16 protein-coding genes are annotated in these 15,387 nt (G+C 60.6%); 9 read left to right on the top strand and 7 right to left on the bottom strand.

The genetic code is table 11. The features are described 5' to 3' along the window. Positions 1–75: 75 nt before the first annotated feature. The 9 genes from ligK to B9Z33_RS12790 all read left to right on the top strand — a co-directional run bounded on the left by ligK (position 76) and on the right by B9Z33_RS12790 (position 8,064). The gene (ligK, locus tag B9Z33_RS12830) at positions 76–759 is read left to right on the top strand and encodes a 4-carboxy-4-hydroxy-2-oxoadipate aldolase/oxaloacetate decarboxylase (protein WP_108287417.1); all 684 of its coding nucleotides are present in this window, start codon (positions 76–78) and stop codon (positions 757–759) included. A gap of 168 nt (positions 760–927) precedes the next feature. After that, entirely contained in the window at positions 928–1,863 is a 936-nt protein-coding gene (locus tag B9Z33_RS12825) for an amidohydrolase family protein (protein ID WP_304598397.1), read from the top strand. Between the two features lie 94 nt (positions 1,864–1,957). Then, complete coding sequence (gene ligA / locus B9Z33_RS12820) at positions 1,958–2,395, top strand: protocatechuate 4,5-dioxygenase subunit alpha (protein WP_108287416.1); 438 nt, start codon at positions 1,958–1,960, stop codon at positions 2,393–2,395. A 59-nt stretch (positions 2,396–2,454) separates the two neighbouring features. Further along, entirely contained in the window at positions 2,455–3,333 is an 879-nt protein-coding gene (locus B9Z33_RS12815) for a class III extradiol dioxygenase subunit beta (protein WP_108287415.1), read from the top strand. A 147-nt stretch (positions 3,334–3,480) separates the two neighbouring features. After that, the gene (locus B9Z33_RS12810) at positions 3,481–4,437 is read left to right on the top strand and encodes a Gfo/Idh/MocA family oxidoreductase (RefSeq protein WP_108287414.1); all 957 of its coding nucleotides are present in this window, start codon (positions 3,481–3,483) and stop codon (positions 4,435–4,437) included. 3 nt (positions 4,438–4,440) lie between these two features. Next, positions 4,441–5,619 (top strand): MFS transporter, encoded by a 1,179-nt coding sequence (locus tag B9Z33_RS12805; protein ID WP_108287413.1) that lies wholly within the window; start codon positions 4,441–4,443, stop codon positions 5,617–5,619. A gap of 126 nt (positions 5,620–5,745) precedes the next feature. After that, entirely contained in the window at positions 5,746–6,576 is an 831-nt protein-coding gene (gene aroE / locus B9Z33_RS12800) for a shikimate dehydrogenase (protein WP_108287412.1), read from the top strand. A 41-nt stretch (positions 6,577–6,617) separates the two neighbouring features. Then, positions 6,618–7,616: a tripartite tricarboxylate transporter substrate binding protein gene (locus B9Z33_RS12795; RefSeq protein ID WP_108287411.1), complete on the top strand. Its 999-nt coding sequence runs from the start codon at positions 6,618–6,620 to the stop codon at positions 7,614–7,616. A 7-nt stretch (positions 7,617–7,623) separates the two neighbouring features. After that, positions 7,624–8,064 carry a thioesterase family protein gene (locus tag B9Z33_RS12790; protein ID WP_108287410.1) on the top strand — a complete coding sequence of 147 codons (441 nt, stop codon included), beginning with the start codon at positions 7,624–7,626 and terminating at the stop codon, positions 8,062–8,064. Here the strand turns inward: B9Z33_RS12790 and B9Z33_RS12785 are convergent. From B9Z33_RS12785 to badH, 7 genes are all read right to left on the bottom strand, one after another. Further along, positions 8,061–8,957: an NAD(P)-dependent oxidoreductase gene (locus B9Z33_RS12785; RefSeq protein ID WP_255418222.1), complete on the bottom strand. Its 897-nt coding sequence runs from the start codon at positions 8,955–8,957 to the stop codon at positions 8,061–8,063. The two genes, B9Z33_RS12790 and B9Z33_RS12785, sit on opposite strands and share 4 nt — an antisense overlap. Positions 8,958–9,044: 87 nt before the next feature. Continuing rightward, the gene (locus B9Z33_RS12780) at positions 9,045–9,821 is read right to left on the bottom strand and encodes an enoyl-CoA hydratase (protein WP_108287408.1); all 777 of its coding nucleotides are present in this window, start codon (positions 9,819–9,821) and stop codon (positions 9,045–9,047) included. A 13-nt stretch (positions 9,822–9,834) separates the two neighbouring features. Beyond that, positions 9,835–10,818 (bottom strand): tripartite tricarboxylate transporter substrate binding protein, encoded by a 984-nt coding sequence (locus B9Z33_RS12775; protein WP_108287407.1) that lies wholly within the window; start codon positions 10,816–10,818, stop codon positions 9,835–9,837. A gap of 42 nt (positions 10,819–10,860) precedes the next feature. Beyond that, on the bottom strand, positions 10,861–12,510 hold the full coding sequence (aliA, locus tag B9Z33_RS12770) for a cyclohexanecarboxylate-CoA ligase (protein WP_108287406.1): 1,650 nt from the start codon (positions 12,508–12,510) through the stop codon (positions 10,861–10,863). Positions 12,511–12,560: 50 nt separating this feature from the next. Further along, complete coding sequence (gene aliB, locus B9Z33_RS12765; RefSeq protein ID WP_108287405.1) at positions 12,561–13,718, bottom strand: cyclohexanecarboxyl-CoA dehydrogenase; 1,158 nt, start codon at positions 13,716–13,718, stop codon at positions 12,561–12,563. Positions 13,719–13,740: 22 nt separating this feature from the next. Continuing rightward, a complete protein-coding gene (gene badI / locus B9Z33_RS12760) occupies positions 13,741–14,523 on the bottom strand; it encodes a 2-ketocyclohexanecarboxyl-CoA hydrolase (RefSeq protein WP_108287404.1) in 783 nt (260 codons plus the stop codon). A gap of 30 nt (positions 14,524–14,553) precedes the next feature. Further along, positions 14,554–15,321 (bottom strand): 2-hydroxycyclohexanecarboxyl-CoA dehydrogenase, encoded by a 768-nt coding sequence (gene badH / locus B9Z33_RS12755; protein ID WP_108287403.1) that lies wholly within the window; start codon positions 15,319–15,321, stop codon positions 14,554–14,556. Positions 15,322–15,387: the final 66 nt, after the last annotated feature.

Genomic DNA, 15,387 nt, shown 5'->3' with positions numbered 1-15,387 from the left:
TGCCAATGGACCACCGCCATTCGGTCGCGGGGGCGACCTCCCACCAAGCCACACAAAGAAAATTTGGAGAACACCATGTACGAACTCGGCGTTGTTTACCGCAACATCACCCGCGCGGACCGCGCAGCCACCGATGGTTTGGCTGCTCTGGGCTCGGCCACCGTGCACGAGGCCATGGGCCGCGTCGGCCTCATGAAGCCCTACATGCGCCCCATCTATCCCGGCGTGCAAGTTTCTGGCACAGCTGTCACGGTCTTGCTGCAGCCGGGTGACAACTGGATGATGCACGTGGCCGCAGAGCAGATTCAGCCCGGCGACATCGTGGTTGCAGCCATTACCGCCGAATGCACCGATGGTTACTTCGGTGACTTGCTGGCCACGTCGTTTCAGGCCCGTGGAGCGCGTGCCTTGATCATCGATGGCGGTGTCCGCGATGTGAAAGAGCTGCAAAAAATGAACTTCCCGGTGTGGAGCAAGGCCATCAGCAGCAAGGGCACGATCAAGGCCACTCTGGGCTCGGTGAACATTCCCGTGGTGTGCGCAGGCATGATCGTGAACCCCGGCGACGTGATCGTGGCCGATGACGATGGCGTGGTGTGTGTGCCTGCTGCCCGTGCCGCACAAACGCTGGAAGCGGCCCAGAAGCGCGAAAGCTTCGAAGGCGAAAAACGCGCCAAGCTGGCCTCGGGCGTGCTGGGGCTTGACATGTACAAGATGCGCGAGCCGCTGGCGGCTGCGGGCTTGAAATACATCGACTGATGGCTTGCTGGTGTGACGCTGCAGCCCAGCTTTTTGTGGGAGGCAGCCCCTGCTGCCGAATGCTTGCTAAGAGTGTGCACATTTCGCGAGCAGGGGCTCGCTCCCACAAGGGATGAGATCCCACAAGGGGCAAGCGGCCTTCAAAAATTCATGGAACGGAGATTGAAATTGACCCAACCGACAACCGGTGATTTCACCAAAACCGCAGGCTGGATGGACTGGTATACCGGCCCCAGCAAACCCCGATTCCAACTGCCCGCAGGCGCGGTGGACGCGCATTGCCATGTGTTTGGCCCCGGCGCAGAGTTCCCTTATGCGCCCGAGCGCAAGTACACACCTTGCGATGCCAGCAAGCACCAGCTCTATGCGCTGCGTGACCATTTGGGCTTTGCGCGCAACGTGGTGGTGCAAGCCACTTGCCACGGCGCAGACAACCGCGCCATGGTCGATGCGCTGATCAACTCGGGCGGCAAAGCGCGTGGCGTGGCCACCGTCAAGCGCAGCGTGACCGACCAGGAAATTCAAGCCATGCACGACGCCGGTGTGCGCGGTGTGCGCTTCAACTTCGTCAAGCGTCTGGTGGACTTCACGCCCAAGGACGAGCTGATGGAAATCGCCAGCCGAATCGCCAAGTGGGGCTGGCATGTGGTGATTTATTTCGAGGCGGTCGATCTGCCCGAGCTGTGGGACTTCTTCACCGCATTGCCCACCACTGTGGTGGTGGACCACATGGGCCGCCCCGATGTGTCGCTGCCTGTGGACGGTCCTCAGTTCGCGTTGTTCCAGAAGTTCATGCGCGAGCACACCAATGTGTGGAGCAAAGTGTCGTGCCCTGAGCGTTTGTCGGTGACCGGCCCCAAGGCCTTGGATGGTGAGCAAAACGCGTATCAGGACGTGATCCCGTTTGCCCAACGCATCGTGGAAGAGTTCCCAGACCGTGTGTTGTGGGGCACCGACTGGCCTCACCCCAACCTGAAAGACCACATGCCCGACGACGGTCTGCTGGTGGACTTCATCCCTCACATCGCAACGACTGCCGAGCTGCAACAGAAACTGCTGGTGGACAACCCGATGCGGCTTTATTGGCCTGAAGAGCAGGCGTAAACGCTGACTCCTGTGGGAGCGAGCCCCTGCTCGCGAATGATTCGGCCGCAGGGGCGGACTCCTACAAAAAATCCATTCACCTGAAAGGTAAAAAATGGCTTTAGACAAACCCTACAAAGACGTGCCCGGCACCATCATTTTTGATGCCGAGCAATCGCGCAAAGGCTACTGGCTCAACCAGTTTTGCATGTCGCTGATGAAGGCCGAAAACCGTGAACGCTTCAAAGCCGATGAACGGGCTTATCTGGACGAGTGGCAAATGACCGAAGAGCAAAAGCAGGCCGTGCTGGCGCGCGATCTGAACTGGTGCATGCGCACAGGCGGCAACATCTACTTCTTGGCCAAGATCGGTGCGACCGACGGCAAGAGCTTCCAGCAAATGGCAGGCTCCATGACCGGCATGACCGAAGAGGAATACCGCAACATGATGATCGGTGGTGGCCGCAGCGTGGAAGGCAACCGCAATATCGGCGAAAACGGCACTGCCCAGGCGCACAACCAGCCCCAGGGCGCAGCCGGCAAAAAACCTTAATTGGGGTCCACCTTATTTTTAATTGGGGTCAGATCCCAATTGTTTTGTGAAAGCTACACATGGCCAAAATCACCGCATCCGTTTTCACCTCGCATGTGCCCGCCATCGGCGCGGCCATGGATTTGGGCAAAACGCAAGAAGACTACTGGAAGCCGCTGTTCGCGGGCTATGAATTCTCCAAACAATGGATGAAGGACAACAAACCCGATGTCATCTTTCTGGTCTTCAATGACCACGCCACGGCCTTCAGCCTGGACATGATCCCTACGTTTGCCATTGGCACCGCTGCTGAATACCAACCCGCAGACGAAGGCTGGGGCCCCCGCCCGGTGCCGGTTGTGAAAGGCCACCCCGAACTGGCCAGCCACATCGCGCAGTCGGTCATTCAGCAAGACTTTGACCTGACCATCGTCAACAAGATGGACGTGGACCACGGCCTGACGGTGCCTTTGTCGCTGATGTGCGGCGAGCTGGACCCGATCAAAGACGCCTGGCCTTGCCCGGTGATCCCGTTTGCGGTCAACGTGGTGCAGTACCCCGTGCCCAGCGGCCAGCGCTGCTTCAACTTGGGTCAGTCGATTCGCAAAGCAGTGGAGAGCTACGACGAAGACATCAACGTGCACATCTGGGGCACGGGCGGCATGAGCCACCAGCTGCAGGGTGCGCGTGCGGGCCTGATCAACCGCGAGTGGGACAACGCTTGGCTGGACCAGCTGATCAACGACCCGGTGGCTGCAGCCGCCACGCCGCACATCGACTACGTGCGCGAAGCGGGCAGCGAAGGCATCGAGCTGGTCATGTGGCTTATCGCCCGTGGCGCCATGAGTGACATCAACGACGGCAAAGCCACCGGCCCTGCGCCCAAGCTGCGTCACCGCTTCTACCATGTGCCTGCGTCGAATACGGCAGTGGGCCATGTCATTTTGGAAAACACCTGAACTTGAGTTGAGCTGATGCAGTGTGGGAGGTCGCCCCTGCGGCCGAATGCTTGCGGACCAGCAACTTTCGGCCGCAGGGGCAGCCTCCTACAAAACACCGAGCGCTGCGCAGACCGCCTACATACAATCCGATACCTAGGAAAAAATATGAGCAAAACCATCAAAGTCGCCCTGGCGGGCGCTGGTGCCTTCGGCATCAAACACCTGGACGGCATCAAGAACATCGACGGCGTGGAAGTCGTCTCGCTGATCAGCCGTGACATTGAAAAAACCAAAGAAGTCGCCGCCAAATACGGCATCGCCCATGCCACGACAGAGCTGGACGAAGCCCTGGCTTTGAAAGAAGTCGATGCCGTCATCCTGTGCACGCCCACCCAGATGCACGCCAGCCAGACCCTGGCTTGCCTGAAGGCAGGCAAGCATGTGCAGGTCGAGATTCCGCTGTGCGATGTGTACAAAGAAGGCCAGGAGGTTTTGCGCGTTCAAAAGGAAACCGGTCTGGTGGCCATGGTGGGCCACACCCGCCGCTTCAACCCCAGCCACCAATGGGTCAACCACAAGATCAAAGCCGGTGAGTTCAACATCCAGCAAATGGATGTGCAGACCTATTTCTTCCGCCGCACCAACATGAACGCACTGGGCCAGGCCCGCAGCTGGACCGACCACCTGCTGTGGCACCACGCTGCCCACACTGTTGACCTGTTTGCCTACCAGTGCGGCAGCCCCATCGTCAAAGCCAATGCGGTGCAAGGTCCGATCCACCCCACGCTGGGCATCGCGATGGACATGAGCATCCAGCTCAAGGCCGCCAACGGCGCGATCTGTACGCTGAGCCTGTCGTTCAACAACGATGGCCCCTTGGGCACTTACTTCCGCTACATCGGCGACACCGGCACCTACCTGGCCCGTTATGACGACCTCTACACCGGCAAGGAAGAGCAGATCGACGTGTCCCAGGTGGCAGTGTCGATGAACGGCATCGAGCTGCAAGACCGCGAATTCTTCGCCGCCATCCGCGAAGGCCGAGAGCCCAACAGCTCGATCGCCCAAGTGCTGCCTTGCTACCAGGTGCTGCACGACCTGGAACAGCAGCTGAAAGGCTGATCCATGACCACAGCACAAGCTGAGCGCAACAGCTTGCGCGTGATGGGGCTGGCGGGTTTTGCCAGCATGGCTTCCATGCGCCTGTGCGACCCGATGTTGGTCGTGTTGGGGCAAGAGTTCCAGGTCACCACCGGAGAGGCTTCGCGCGTGGTGTCGTCATTTGCCGTCGCCTATGGCGTGCTGCAGTTGTTTTATGGTCCGCTGGGCGACCGCTTTGGAAAATTGCGCGTCATCTCTTTGGCCGTGCTGGCCTGTGCGGTGTTCAGTGCCATCACCAGCATGGCTTCTGACCTGACCTTGTTGGTGGTCATGCGCGCTTTCATGGGCGCTGCGGCGGCGGGCATCATCCCCTTGTCCATGGCCTGGATCGGAGACCAGGTCGCTTACGACCGCAGGCAGGAAACCTTGGCCAAGCTGATGGGCTACACCGTCAGCGGCATGATGGTGGGCTTGTGGTTTGGTGGCTTTGCGGCAGAGCACCTGGGCTGGCGCACAGCTTTTGCTGTGGTGTCTGCACTCTTTGCTGTGACGGCGCTGATGCTTTGGCGCAAATTGCGCAGCATGCCCGCAACACCCTCGGCAGCCAGCACCAGCAGTTTTGCAGCCTACTTTGCCAACACTTTCGAGATGTTGCGCACGGCACGCGTGCGCCAGGTGCTGATCGTTACAGCCATTGAAGGCGCTTTGGTCTTCGGTGCGATGGCCTTCATCCCCACACATTTGCACCAGCAGTTCGACATGAGCGTGGTCTTCGCAGGCTCGGTCATGATGTTGTATGGCGTGGGTGGCTTGCTTTACAGCCAGTTCGCGCGCCGTTGGCTGGGTTGGCTCGGCGGTGAGCGTGGACTGGTCAAGACCGGTGTGGCATGCATTTTTGGCGGACTGTTGCTGCTGGCCTGGTCACATCAGCCTGTGTTGGGCATGTTGGGCTGCTTTGCCACAGGGTTCGGGTTTTACATGCTGCACAACACGCTGCAGGTGCAGGCCACCCAAATGGCTCCCGCCTCACGCGGTACAGCCGTCACCTTGTTTGCCTGCTTGCTGTTTTTTGGGCAATCCACCGGTGTGCTGCTCATGGCCGAAAGTGTGGACCGCGACTGGTTGCCCTACACCCTGAGCCTGGCGGCGGTGGGTGTTGCCCTGTTGGGCTATTTTGTGAACCGGTTGGTGGGGCGGCACTGAGTCAAAGCCATTGCGGCGCTGCTCCCCTGATCAAGGTTTGTCCGATAAACGGTGCTGGACTTATTTTCTGTCTGATTTTCCGCATGCCGAGGCGATAAGATCGGTGCATTGTTTGCTGGAAATTTCATGACAGACCGTTACGCCGTCATCGGCAACCCCATCGAGCAGAGCAAGTCGCCGCTCATCCACACCGCTTTTGCGCAAGTGACCGGGCAAGACATTGAATACACCAAGGTGTTGGGCCCCTTGGGTGGTTTTGCGCAAGCGGTTGACGCTTTCAGGTTAGCGGGTGGCCGGGGCATGAACGTGACCGCGCCTTTCAAGCTGGATGCGTTTGCCTACGCGACCGATCTGGCCCCCAGTGCCCAAATGGCCGGTGCCGTCAACGCAATGAAGTTCGAGGGCGGCAAGGTCTATGCCGAAAACTTTGACGGCATTGGCCTCGTGCGCGATTTGGTGCACAACCTGGGTTGTGCGGTGCAAGGGCGGCGGGTGCTGATTTTGGGCGCGGGCGGTGCCACACGCGGGGCCTTGCTGCCGTTGCTGGCCCAAGGGCCTGCCGAGGTGGTGATCGTCAACCGCACTGTGGCCAAAGCGCAAGAGTTGGCCGATTTGGCGCGCCAGCACCAAAGCGGCACTGTGCCCGTGTCTGGCTTGGGTTATGCCGAAGTGACGGGTGGGTTTGATGTGGTGCTCAACGCCACATCGGCCAGCCTGAGCGCCGAGCTGCCGCCTTTGCCTTTGTCTGCATTCGCGCCGGGCTGCCTAGCCTATGACCTCACATACGGCAAGGGCCTGACGCCTTTTCTCAAGCTGGCCAGCCAAGCCGGTGTGACGCGCCTGGCCGATGGCGTGGGCATGCTGGCAGAACAAGCCGCCGAGGCGTTTGTGTGGTGGCGCGGCGTGCGCCCGGATACTGCCGCCGTCATTGAAAAACTCACCGTACCGCTGGTTTGAGCGGCACTGAACCTTGATCCATACAAGTCAGACCAAACACCATGAACACTTTCAATTTCAACCGTCGTGATCTCTTGGCTGCAGGCACCGCCTCTGCAGCAGGTTTGTGCTTGCCGCAGGCGCAAGCTCAGTCGGCTTGGCCCAACAAGCCTTTGCGCTTGGTGGTGCCATTTGCCACGGGCGGCAGCTCGGAGATCGTGGCCCGTGCGGTGGTGGGTGAGCTGGCCAAAACCATGGGCCAAAGCGTGTTTGTGGACAACAAGCCCGGTGCGGCAGGCAACATCGCCATGCAGGAAGTGGCGGGCAGCACCGACGAGCACACCCTGATCCTGGGCCACATCGGCACCTTGGCGGTGAATCCGTACATCTTTCCGAAATTGCCCTACGACGCCAACCGCGACTTCGCACCGATCACCTTGGTGGCCAAGGTGCCAAGCCTGTATGTGGTTCACCCTGACTTGCCGGTGAAGAACCTCAAAGAATTCGTGGCCTATGCGAAAGCCCGTCCCGGCCAGATGAACTATGGTTCAGCGGGCAACGGCAGTGCAGGGCACCTGGCTTTTGAATACCTCAAAATGGCCACCGAAACCTTTGTGTTGCATGTGCCTTATCGCGGCACAGGGCCCATGCTGACCGACTTGATGGCGGGCCGTTTGCAGGCGGCCTCTGTGGGGGCGCCAGCCTTGTTGCAATTCATCAAGGCAGGCAAGTTGCGCTGCATTGCCACAGGCACTTCGCAGCGTCTGCCGCAGTTGCCCGATGTGCCCACGGTGGCCGAGCAAGGCTTTAAAGGCTTTGAGATGACCCAGTGGTATGGCTTGTTGGCACCCGCCAAGTGGGCCAAGCCCAACATTGCCAAGCTGGAGCTGGAGTCGATGAAAGCCGCCCGCAGCGCTTTGGTGAAAGAAAAGCTGGCCAATGAAACAGCGCTGGCCGTGGGCAATACCGGCGCTGAGTTTGAGGCGTTCATCAAGGTTGAACAAGCCCGCTGGAAGCAAGTGATTGCCCGCGCGCAGATCAAACCCGAAGGCATGGGTTGAGCGTCACATGCCGCGTATCCAGTTTTCTCTTCCTGAACGATTTGTTTTTGCCACGGACATCCAGATCTACATCAGCCATGTCAACCAGGGCGGTCATCTTGACAACGCACAGTTGCTCACCTTGGTGTCCGAGGCGCGTGTGCGCTTCTTCAAATCGTTGGGCTACACCGAAGGCAACGTCGCCGGTCACCCCATCGTGGTGGGCGACATGGTCGCGCAATACAAGTCAGAGGGCTTTCATGGCGAAACCATGCGCGTGAGCATGGTGCCGCAGGACTACAACAAATACGGCTTTGACTTGGTCTACCGTATGGAGTGCCTGGACACCGCCCGTGAAGTGGCGCGCGGCAAGATCGGCATCGTCTTCATTGGGCGAGAGACACGCAAAGTGACGGCTGTGCCGGCAGAGTTTGTGCAGCGTGTGGCTTCACTGGCCTTGCATGGTTAAACGCCTTTGCGTTTGACCAGCAGCCCGATCAGCTCTGGCACCAAGGCTTGTGGATCACCTTCCTGGCAAGCGGTTTCTAGCGTGTTCTTGACGGCTTGTGCCACGGTGTGGTCGGCGTGCGTGTCAATGGCCATCTGGTTGTAGTAGCTCAGGTCTTTGAGCGCGTTGCTCATCGAAAAGCGCAGGCCCGAGGTGTCGCCTGTGGCCAGGGTGGGTTTGAGGCGTTCGAGTGCCGCACCCCAGCCGCCGCCCATGGCGAGCACATCCACGAAAGTTTGTGCGTTCACGCCCGACAATTGCGCACACGCTGCGGCCTCGGCCAGCAAGGTGACAGTGCCCAGCGACACGTAGTTGTGCAAGAGCTTCATGCGGTGGCCCGAGCCGATCGGGCCGGTGTGCACGATGTTTTCTGCAAAACACGACAGGATGGGTTTGCAGGTTTCAAACAAGGCCGCATCGCCCCCCACCAGCAAATTCAGACGGCCTTCGGCCGCTTCCTTGGGGGTGCGCGTCATGGGTGAGTCGAGAAACTGCCCCCCTTGTGCGATGACCATGGCCGCGACTTTTTCAGTCGAGGCGGGCACAGCGGTGGAGCAGTCGATCACGATGGTGCCGGGGCGCATGCCTTTCAACACACCGTCTTCGCCAGTCAGAACGGCTTCCACCTGTGGCGTGCCGGTCACGCACAGAATGATCACATCCGATTGCGCGGCGAGGGCCTGGGGCGTGGTGCAGGTTCGTGCGCCGGCCGCCAGCAAGGCGTCCAGCGGCTGGTTGCCTGGGTGTTCCAGCACTGTCAGGTTTTGCCCGTGCTTGAGCAAATTGCTTGCGATGCCGTGGCCCATCATGCCGATGCCGATCATGCCGATTGTTTTCATGGGTGCTCTCGAAATAGGAAATGCCGAAATCCGCAATATACCGATTTCGGTCAGCACCTCCTGACCCGTGCAGCACAGTTCAGCTGAACGCTAGCTTCGGCCTTACCGGTGAGTGAACTCGGGTGGACGCTTGTCCAAAAAGGCATGCATGCCCTCATGCGCGTCTTCACTGGCAAAGCGGGCATGCAGCTCGCGCCGCTCGAACAAAATGCCTTCGCTCAAGTTGCCTTCAAAAGCGCGGTTCAGCGATTCCTTGATGGCCATCAGCGCTGGCAGGGAATAACTGGCCACTTGGCTGGCCAGTTTCAGGGCGCTTGTTTGCAACTCGGCATCTGGCACCACACGGGAAACCAGTCCGTAGCGGTCGGCTTCTTCGGCGTTCAACATGCGCGCCGACAGGCACATGTCCATGGCCTTGGCTTTGCCCACGGCGCGGGGAAGACGTTGCGTGCCTCCTGCACCGGGCAGCATGGCCAGCTTGATCTCGGGCAGGGCAAATTTGGCCGATTCGGCTGCGATGATGATGTCGCAGGCCAGGGCCAGCTCGCAGCCGCCGCCCATGGCGTAACCGGCCACGGCTGCAATCACCGGCTTGCGCACCTGACGGATGGTTTCCCAGTTGCGGGTGATGAAGCCGCTCTGGTACACGTCCATATAGGTCCAGTCGGCCATCACGGCGATGTCGGCACCGGCGGCAAAAGCCTTGTCACTGCCAGTGATGACAATGGCACCGATGTCCGGGTCTTGGTCTAGGCTCAGCAGGGCCTCACCCAGCGCGTCCATCAGGGCGTCGTTGAGGGCATTGAGTTGCGCCGGGCGATTGAGGTTGATGAACCCGACACGGCCGTGCCGTGCGGTCAGGATGGGGGACTCGGACATCGTTCGTTCCTGCTTACTCGACAGTGATTTTCTGATCGTGGATCAAATTGCCCAGCACCTTGCCTTCGTTGGCCAGCAGGGCCTTGAACTCAGCAGTATCCAAAGCGATGTTTTCACCACCCAGGTCGGCGTAGCGGGCCTTCAGTGTTGGGGAGGCCAGGGCCTTGGCGATCTCGCGGTTCAGACGACCAACGACTTCGGTCGGGGTGTTGTTGGGTGTCCACATGCCGAACCAGATGTCCAGGTTGGCACCCTTGAAGCCTTGCTCGCCCACGGTGGGCACATCTGGAAAGAAAGGTGAACGCTTCTCGCTCACCACCGCCAGCAGCTTGACCTTGCCGGTTCGGATGTGCGGGAAAGAAATGCCGGGGTCGCACACCATGTCGGCCTGACCGGACAGCACGTCTTGCAGCGCCGGGGCTGCACCCCGGTAAGGCACGTGCAGGATGTCGGTGCCGGTGGCCTGTTTGAACAACTCGCAAGCCAGGTGGGGCGGGGTGCCTGCACCAGCCGAGGCGTAGGACAGCTTATTGGCTTTGGCCTGACCCACCAGTTCGCGTACATCCTTGGCGGCGCTCTGGGGCTTGGTCACCAGATACATCTGCGACTTGCCCACGCCCGCCACGGGGGTGAGGTCACGCGAAGGCAGCAGAGGGGACTTGAACAGATGCGGGTTGACGGTTTCGACCGAGGTCGGTGCGATCAAGAGGGTGTAGCCATCGGGTGAAGCGCGTGCGACTTCAGCAGCGGCGATGTTGCCGCTCGCGCCGGGCTTGTTGTCGATCACCACGGATTGGCCCAGACTTTCTGTCAGGCCTTGCGCCACCAAGCGTGCCATCACGTCGGTGGTGCCGCCCGGGGCAAAACCTACCACGATGCGGATGGGTTTGTTTGGCCAGCTTTGGGCATGGCTGTTGAAGCCGGTGCCAAGGCCCAGCAAGGATAAGGCCGCTACCGTCAGGGTGCGGCGCAATTGGAAGCGTGGTGTGGATGTCATGGGTTGTCTCCTGTTGTAAATGGGGCTGTCTTGCGCTTGAACTTAAGCTGCACCGTCGCGCAAATCCTCGCGCAGCTTGAATTTCTGAATCTTTCCGGAAGGGGTCGACGGCATGCTCTCGCGCACTTCGAGGCGTTCTGGGATGTACTGGACCGCGACCTTTTGCTCTTTGAGGTAGGCCACCAGGGTGGGCATGTCAAAGCTCTGACCGGGCTTGGTCACCACCACCGCGCAGGCGCGCTCGCCCAGGCGTTCATCGGGGTAGGCCACGATGGCCGCCATGGCCACGGCGGGGTGGCGGTACAGCAGCGATTCGATCTCGACCACCGGGATGTTTTCACCACCACGGATGATCACGTCCTTGCTGCGGCCGGTGATGCGGATGTAGCCCTGCGCGTCCATCCGCGCCAGGTCGCCGGTATCGAACCAGCCTTCGGCATCGGTGCCGTTCAGGTGCGGTCGCTTGAGGTAACCGCCAAAGTTGGAGCATGAACGCACATACAGCTTGCCGGCGGTGCCTGCAGGCACCGCGGGGCCGGATGCGTCGACCTCCACCACTTTGAGTTCCACACCAGGCAATGCGAGGCCATCCGTGGTGAAAGCCCGCTCGTCCGGGTCGTTCAGCTGGATGAGGGTCACGGCACCGTTTTCGCTCATCCCCCATGCGGACACGATCTTGGTGCCGAGCGCAGCACGGGCCTGCTCGACCAGCGGGCCGGGTATGGGTGCACCAGCGCACAGGAATGTTTTGAGCGTGGGCACGGGGGTCTTGCTCTCGACCACGCCTTTGGTCAGGTCGGTCAGGAAGGGGGTAGAGGCCATGGTGAAGCTGATTTTTTCGGCGCTGATGATCTCAACTGCCTTCTTGGCCTCCCAGATGTCCTGCAGGACCACGCTGGCCTTGAGCATGATCGGCATCATCAGGCCGTACATGAAGCCGGTTTGGTGAGCCATGGGCGAGGCCATCAGCACCACATCTTCTGCATCGAGTTGCAGGCGCTGTGCATAAGGAACGATGTTGGCCATCACGGTGTTGGCCGAGTGCATCACGCCCTTGGGCTCTCCGGTAGTGCCCGAGGTGTAGATCAATTGGGTGATGTCGTCGGGGCCGGGGCGGTGCGCGCTCAAAATGGCGGCTGCATCGGCTTCCTTTTCCCATTCGGGGCCGCTGAGAAGAGCTTCAAAGCTGTTGGCGTCTTGTCCGTCGATCACGACGACGTGCTTCAGGTCGGGCAGGCCCGGCTGAATGGCCGTGATCATCTGCTCGAAGTCAAAACCCCGGAAACTCTTGGGTGCGATGATGACCTTGGCTTCACCGTGCTTGAGCATGAAGTTCAGTTCGCGCTCACGGAAAATGTGCATCAGCGGGTTGATCACTGCGCCGATGCGCGAGCACGCTAGGTAGGTCACGGTGAACTGCCACCAGTTGGGTAACTGGCATGCCACGATGTCATTTTTTTGCACCCCCAGACGGCTCAGGCCCACCGCCACGCGGTCGGCCATTTGCGCCAGCTCGCGGTAGCTGAAGCGGCGCACATCACCTGCTTCCAAGCGGTACGCGGTCAGAGCCAGTTTTTCGGGGCAAGCCGCGACACAGGCGTCGAGCTCATCGTTGATGGTGCGGTCGTGCCAAAAACCTTGCTCGATCATGCGGGCACGGCGCGGGGCCAGCAGTACAGCGTCAAATTCCATGTTTGTCTCCTCTTGTTTGTTCTCTTAGGGGCGGCCTCTGGGTGCGCCCGTCAGGCAGGCACGTTTTTGCGCCCCGCACGGGTGCGCGCAATGATGGTTTTCATGATCTGGGCCGTGCCATCGCCGATCTGGAAGCCCAGCACATCGCGCAGGCGCTGCTCCATCAGGCCGCGGTCGTAGCCGCCGTGGCCAAAGCACAGCAGGCACTGGTGGATCACGTCGTAGGCCAGCTTGGGGCCCCACCACTTGGCCATGCCGGCCTCTGCGGAATGGGGCAGACCTTGGTCCTTGAGCCACAGGCCTTGCAGGCACACCAGTCGTGCGCCTTCGACCTCGGTGTCGTACTGGGCCAGAGGGTGGGTCACGCCCTGGAAGGCCGACAGCGGCTGGCCAAAAGCCTTGCGCTGGGTGATGTATTCCCAGGTTTCATCGAGCGCAGCGCGTGCCACGGCCAAGCACTGCAGACCAATCAGCGAGCGCGAGTAATCAAAACCGTGCATGACCTGCACAAAGCCCTTGTTTTCGTCCCCCAAGCGGTGGCTGACGGGCACGCGCACATTTTCGAAAAAGATGGAGCCGCGGCCGATGGCGCGCTGGCCGTGGCAGTCAAAGCGGCTGGTGGTCAGGCCCGGGGTGTCCATGGGCACCAAGAGTGCGGTCACGCCGTGCGCGCCGTCTTCGGGCTTGCCGGTGCGGCCAAACACCACGGTGATGTCGGCCTGGTCAGCGGCCGAGATGGAGGTTTTCTCGCCGTTGATGACGTAGAAGTCGCCGTCGCGCTCCACTCGCAAACGCAGGTTGGCCGCATCCGAGCCCCCGCGCGGCTCGGTCAGGGCAATGGCGCAAATGGCACGACCTTCGCGGATCTTGTCGAGCCAGGGGCGCACCACTTCGGGATTGCCGTACTTGTAGAGAATCTGGCTGTTCAGCGAGGCCAACAGGTTCAGGTAAGAAAAGCTCAGGTCGGCGCGGGCGATTTCCTCGTGGATCACGCCTGCGGCCACACAACCCATGCCCAAGCCACCAAATTCTTCGGGCACTTCGGGGCAGATGAAGCCCAACTCGCCCATCTCTCGCAGCAAGGCGAGGTCAAACTCGCGCGTCTTGTCACGCTCCAGAAAGCCGGGCTTGATTTTTTCATCGGCAAAGCGGCGCACGGTTTCGGCCAACGCCTGCAGGTCTTCGTTGATGTAGGGATTGGGGTTCATCTGTCGTCCTCGGTCGGTGCGTTTACTTGGCGTATTTGCGGAACTCGGGCTTGCGTTTTTCTTGCAAAGCCTTCACGCCTTCGCGCGACTCTTCCGTGTCGTAGTACAGCTTGAGCGCGTACATGCCCATGCCCGCAATGCCCGACTGGTGCGCGGTGTCCATGTTGAAGCTGCGCTTGGCAATGGCAATCGCGGTGGGGCTGCGCTCGCAGATGGTCTCGGCCCACTCCTGCACGGTGGCGTCGAGCTGCTCGTGTGGCACGCAGATGTTGGCCAGGCCCATGTCCACGGCCTCTTGGCCGGAGTAGCGCTTGTTGAGGTACCAAATTTCGCGGGCCTTCTTCTCGCCGACCACGCGGGCCAAGAAAGCGGTGCCGTAGCCGGGATCGACCGAGCCCATCTTGGGGCCGACCTGGCCGAAGATGGCTTTTTCGGAGCAAATCGTCAGGTCGCAGATGGTGCACAACACGTTGCCACCGCCAATCGCAAAGCCTTGCACGCGTGCAATGACAGGCTTGGGCACGTCGCGAATCGCGGTGTGCAGCTCCTCCATGGGCAGGCCAATCGTGCCACGGCCGTCGTAGTTGCCGTCGTGGGCCGACTGGTCGCCGCCCGTGCAGAAGGCGCGGTCACCCGCACCGGCCAGCACGATGCAGCCGATGTCGCGGTCGTAACCCGCCTTGTTCAAGGCCTTGATGATCTCGTCGCAGGTGGTGCCGCGAAAGGCGTTCATCTTGTCGGGGCGGTTGATCGTGATCCAGGCCACGCCGTTGCGGTTTTCGTACAGGATGTCTTCGAATTGCATGTGTTTCTCCGGTTGAATGGGGGTGATGGATCAGCCGTGCATGGTCAAGCCACCAGACACGCTGAGGACTTGACCGGTGATGAAGGAAGCGTCGGCGCTGCTCAGGAAGACGATGGCGCCCGCGAGGTCGTCCGGCTGGCCAATGCGGCCCAGCGGGATGGCCTTCTTGAAGGCGTCCATGAGTTTTTCGGGGTTGGAAGCACCTTCGGCGAAACCGGCCAGCAAAGCGGTGTCGGTCGGGCCGGGGCAGACCACATTGACGGTGATGTTGTGGCGGGCGTGCTCGCGTGCCAGGGTTTTGGACAGGGCGACCAAACCGCCCTTGCAAGCGGCGTAAACGGCTTCGCCAGACGAGCCGCCACGTGCTGCGTCAGACGCGATGTTGACGATGCGACCACCGCCACGCGCAGCCATGCCGGGCAAGACGGCGTGGTGCATGTGCAAAGCGCCCGTCAGGTTGATGGCGATCAGTTTGTCCCACTCGGCGGGCACGGTTTTGGTGAAGGGCTTGAAGATGTCCCAGCCAGCGTTGTTGACCAAAATGTCAATGGGCCCCAACTGAGCCTCAGCGGCCGCTACGGCAGCATCAACTTGGGTGCGGTCGGTGATGTTGCATGCAAAAGCCTTGGCTTGGCCGCCAGCGGCCACAATGCCATCGGCCACTTTCTGGGCGGCTTCGAGGTTCATGTCGAAGACGGCCACTTTGGTGCCTTCTTCGGCAAAACGGCGGCTGGTGGCCCCGCCAATGCCGCCACCGCCACCGGTCACAATCGCTGTTTTGCCTTTGAGGTCTTTCATGTCTTTCTCCGTGATTTGAAATGAATTGGGAATTTAGGAATGCCGCACATATGACAATATGTTGAC

Source organism: Limnohabitans sp. T6-20 (genome assembly GCF_003063505.1).
GTDB lineage: Bacteria > Pseudomonadota > Gammaproteobacteria > Burkholderiales > Burkholderiaceae_C > Limnohabitans_A.
The sequence above is the reverse complement of the archived record's forward strand: the minus strand, read 5'-3'. Positions and strand labels throughout refer to the sequence as shown.

Excerpts from the sequence above, each read along its gene's own strand:
- ligK (WP_108287417.1), top strand. The coding sequence starts at position 76 with ATGTACGAACTCGGCGTTGTTTACCGCAACATCACCCGCGCGGACCGC.
- ligA (WP_108287416.1), top strand. The coding sequence starts at position 1,958 with ATGGCTTTAGACAAACCCTACAAAGACGTGCCCGGCACCATCATTTTT.
- B9Z33_RS12815 (WP_108287415.1), top strand. The coding sequence starts at position 2,455 with ATGGCCAAAATCACCGCATCCGTTTTCACCTCGCATGTGCCCGCCATC.
- B9Z33_RS12810 (WP_108287414.1), top strand. The coding sequence starts at position 3,481 with ATGAGCAAAACCATCAAAGTCGCCCTGGCGGGCGCTGGTGCCTTCGGC.
- B9Z33_RS12805 (WP_108287413.1), top strand. The coding sequence starts at position 4,441 with ATGACCACAGCACAAGCTGAGCGCAACAGCTTGCGCGTGATGGGGCTG.
- aroE (WP_108287412.1), top strand. The coding sequence starts at position 5,746 with ATGACAGACCGTTACGCCGTCATCGGCAACCCCATCGAGCAGAGCAAG.
- B9Z33_RS12795 (WP_108287411.1), top strand. The coding sequence starts at position 6,618 with ATGAACACTTTCAATTTCAACCGTCGTGATCTCTTGGCTGCAGGCACC.
- B9Z33_RS12790 (WP_108287410.1), top strand. The coding sequence starts at position 7,624 with ATGCCGCGTATCCAGTTTTCTCTTCCTGAACGATTTGTTTTTGCCACG.
- B9Z33_RS12780 (WP_108287408.1), bottom strand. The coding sequence starts at position 9,821 with ATGTCCGAGTCCCCCATCCTGACCGCACGGCACGGCCGTGTCGGGTTC.
- B9Z33_RS12775 (WP_108287407.1), bottom strand. The coding sequence starts at position 10,818 with ATGACATCCACACCACGCTTCCAATTGCGCCGCACCCTGACGGTAGCG.
- aliA (WP_108287406.1), bottom strand. The coding sequence starts at position 12,510 with ATGGAATTTGACGCTGTACTGCTGGCCCCGCGCCGTGCCCGCATGATC.
- aliB (WP_108287405.1), bottom strand. The coding sequence starts at position 13,718 with ATGAACCCCAATCCCTACATCAACGAAGACCTGCAGGCGTTGGCCGAA.
- badI (WP_108287404.1), bottom strand. The coding sequence starts at position 14,523 with ATGCAATTCGAAGACATCCTGTACGAAAACCGCAACGGCGTGGCCTGG.
- badH (WP_108287403.1), bottom strand. The coding sequence starts at position 15,321 with ATGAAAGACCTCAAAGGCAAAACAGCGATTGTGACCGGTGGCGGTGGC.